The organism is Aurantimonas sp. A2-1-M11, assembly GCF_036549475.1.
Taxonomy (GTDB): Bacteria; Pseudomonadota; Alphaproteobacteria; order Rhizobiales; family Rhizobiaceae; genus Aurantimonas.
The window spans coordinates 1-3,277 of record NZ_JAZHLI010000154.1 but is presented as its reverse complement, the minus strand read 5'-3'; the positions used below and the strand labels follow the sequence as shown (position 1 = coordinate 3,277).

Below are 3,277 nucleotides of genomic sequence, written 5' to 3'. Positions count from 1 at the left end.
ACTCCATTCGTCGGCAGAAAGGTTCATGGCGGCGGCTCCTCGAATCAAACCGCCCCAATGGAATCAGCCGACGCGCAATCCGTCACCTACTGTCACATGAGTTCGGAGCCCTGCACGCGGCGTGGGCGTTCTTGAGATTGTGACCGGCAAGCGCTACACGAGCGGCAGCGCGCCTGAAGGGAAAACAGGCCAAGCGGAATCCGAGAATGGCAGCCGACGAGTGACCTCACGAGTTGGCATCAACGAATAGATGGGCCGCGTCTCCCGTTCACTATCGCTCGGAGAGCGATGGGGCCAGCGCTTCGGCCAGCTAATATCCATGGCACCGTGCCACCTTCCTCGCAGTTGCGGGTTTACCGGCGGTTTTGCGAAAGCAGACGGGGTGACCGGGCGCATTCCCTCTGCAGCAGACAGAACCCTGGAGACTAGATGACAACCACTGCGGAGACTCTGAAGCCCCTTCTATGGGAGCCGAATAATCTCGTTCGTGCCATCGAAGCGGCGGGGGTCACCTTGTGGTCCTGGAACGTCGACACTGACGCCCTCGCGATGAATGATCCTGCCTATGATCTGTGGGGCATTCCGCGCGGAATCGATGTCAGCTTCGAGGACCTGTCCGCGCACATTCATCCTGCCGACCGCGACCGGGTCAGAGCGGCGTTCAACGCGACGCGTGCGATCATCGGTCCGTATGAGATCGATTTCCGCATCATGATCGGGGAGGAGCTCAAGTGGATCTCCGCGCGCGGCCAGGGCGATGATGCGGGGATGGTCAGCCGGGTCATGTTCGGCATTTTCATCGATGTCACGGGTCGCAAGCAGGCAGAGGAGGGACGCGAACTCCTGGCCGGGGAGATGAGCCATCGGGTCAAAAATCTGCTGGCGATCGCGTCCGGTCTCACTGCGATCACGTCGCGATCGACCAAGACGACAACCGACATGGCTCGAGAACTCACGCTCAGGCTGACAGCCTTGGGACGTGCTCACGATCTCGTTCGTCCTGTCCCGGGGCAATCGGAGAAGGCCTCGTCGCTTCTCGGTGATCTGCTCACCGTGCTCCTCGCGCCATATGACGATCTTGGGGCTTTCAGCGGACGCATCAGGGTCTCTGTGCCCCGGATGAGCGTCGGCTACGCGGCGACGACGGTCCTCGCGCTGGTCGTTCATGAGCTGGCGACGAACTCCCTGAAGTACGGCGCCCTGTCCGTCGATACTGGAACCCTCGACGTCTCATGTTCCGCACACGACGAAGCCGTGACGATCGTCTGGACGGAAGCGGGAGGCCCGAAGGTCGAGCCGCCGCTAGGCAAGGGGGGCTATGGAAGCCGGCTCGTGGAGCGCAGCGTCACGGGACAACTGCGCGGCTCGATCCACTATGACTGGCCCGAAAGCGGTCTCGTGGTCAAAATGAAAGTTGCGCCGGAACGACTCGCTCAATAGGTCCGGCGGACCTGTGTGCTGCTGGCATCAACTCCAGGAAATGAGAATATCCGGCGGCCCCCCAATTGGGGACGACCGGACTGGGTATCGCCAAACGACTGTCAGACTATTCTCGCGGACTTCGGCAGCCATGACAGCATTGGCGCTTCCGCGCTGCGTGGTCCGGAAAACTACCGGACGACGTACACGACCTGGCGGTTGTTCGGATCAACGAGAACCGGCTGTCCGTTTACATAGACGTAGCGGTAATCGTAATCCGGGATGGTCCGCAATTCGACCGTCTCGGGGAGCTGCGCGCCGACCACGGCCTCGCCTTCCAGATACACCGGATCCACGGGATTCGAACGGACATACTCGATCCGCTCGTCCGGCGGATTAAGCGCCGCACCGGCAACGAGCCCAGCAGCGCCGCCAACGACTGCGCCGATGGGACCACCCACAAGTGCGCCAGCGACAGCGCCAGTCGCGGCCCCTGCGACTTCTCCGCCACCGCCGCTGTCCTCATAGGTCACCACCGGAAATTCCGTGCGGCGTTCCGTGACCACGACGGTCTCTCCCCCCATGTCGGCCGTCAGGTACTGGCTGTATGCCCAGCCTGAGGTGCCATCGATGGTGACCCTGCACCAGGAGCCGCTTCGGTGCACCCCTCCAGGGTCGCCGCAGAGTCGTTGCCGATCATGCCGACTATTTCATAGTTCGGACCAGGCCCTGCCCGCAGATTCAGATCCGCCGTCGCAGCGACCGTGGACTGAGCGGACGCGGGAACAACCGTCGCGGCGAAGATCGTAGCCGCACTGCCGGCAAGGAAAGTATGCAGTTTCATTGTTTCGTCTCCCATTCGGGCATGCGCTTCTCATCAAGCTGAAGCACTGTCCGAGCCGGTAAACAAAAAGCATAGCGTTCCAGTTCCTCCGTGACCGTCGGCTCTAATTCTCGACGATCAATCTGTTCATCTGGCATTCATCATCAAGGCATAATTGATTAGCCTTAGCAGTTGATATTGTTCAAATTTCCGTGGAATGGTGCGTGGCACCCGTCTAAGTTTCAACATGAGATGACCTATCCCGGATCATGCATCAGGGCGCGCCTGACATTCCCGTTGGACATTGGCGGCACTGTCGGGTCGGTGTCGCCCATGCTTTTCGGGCGCGCTCGCGGTGGCGGCGCGGTTCGGGATGTTCGGGTTTTGAGGTTGCGGTTTCGGGGCGAGCGGGGGTGACGGCCGGGGCAGTCGTCAGACTNGACGGCCGGGGCAGTCGTCAGACTGGCGCCATGCGCGGCAGTCGCTCGAGAAGCAGGCGCATCAGGGGCGCGGCGGGACAGGCGCTCGGCAGGTGCAGCGTGATGCGGGTCTTCATGTCGTCGACGCGTGCGGCGATCTTCACGATGCGCAGGCGCAGCGTGTCGAACTGGGCGCGCCGCCACGGCGAGCGCTTCGGCAGGGCGGCGCGCAGGGTCCACATCAGCCAGTAGGCGCCGGCATGCAGGAACAGCCTGAGCTGGTTGGCGGCGGCGCTGCTGCACGAAGTGCGATCGGCGGCGAGATGGGCTTTCCACGCCTTGATGTGGTTCTCGGCCTGGCCGCGGGCACAGTAGAGGCCTTCGTACAGCGTCTTGCCGGTCCCACTGGTCAGGCTGGTGACGATGAAGCGGGTGTCGCAGCCGCGGGGGCCGGCCTCGACGCGGGCGATGATACGCTCGACCCGGCTCCAGGAGGCAGCGCCATCGTGGAATTCCTTGAAGCGGCGGATTGTGGCGCCGTCGGCCGCCGCGGCGCGGGCGGTGGTGGAGGCTTCCAGCGTCGCCGCATGGCGGCGCAGCACGGCGGTGGTCGGCA

At 63.0% G+C, this 3,277-nt stretch carries 3 protein-coding genes; 1 reads left to right on the top strand and 2 read right to left on the bottom strand.

Annotation, left to right across the window (positions count from 1 at the left end):
• The first annotated feature begins 429 nt into the window (after positions 1-429).
• Positions 430-1,440 carry a sensor histidine kinase gene (locus VQ042_RS25085; RefSeq protein ID WP_331822971.1) on the top strand — a complete coding sequence of 337 codons (1,011 nt, stop codon included), beginning with the start codon at positions 430-432 and terminating at the stop codon, positions 1,438-1,440.
• Positions 1,441-1,610: 170 nt separating this feature from the next.
• Here the strand turns inward: VQ042_RS25085 and VQ042_RS25080 are convergent, their stop codons facing one another.
• Together VQ042_RS25080 and VQ042_RS25075 are read right to left on the bottom strand one after the other, a co-directional pair.
• Positions 1,611-1,985 (bottom strand): DUF1236 domain-containing protein, encoded by a 375-nt coding sequence (locus tag VQ042_RS25080; protein WP_331822970.1) that lies wholly within the window; start codon positions 1,983-1,985, stop codon positions 1,611-1,613.
• 714 nt (positions 1,986-2,699) lie between these two features.
• A partial coding sequence (locus VQ042_RS25075; RefSeq protein ID WP_331822969.1) for a transposase occupies positions 2,700-3,277 on the bottom strand: 578 nt, incomplete at its 5' end.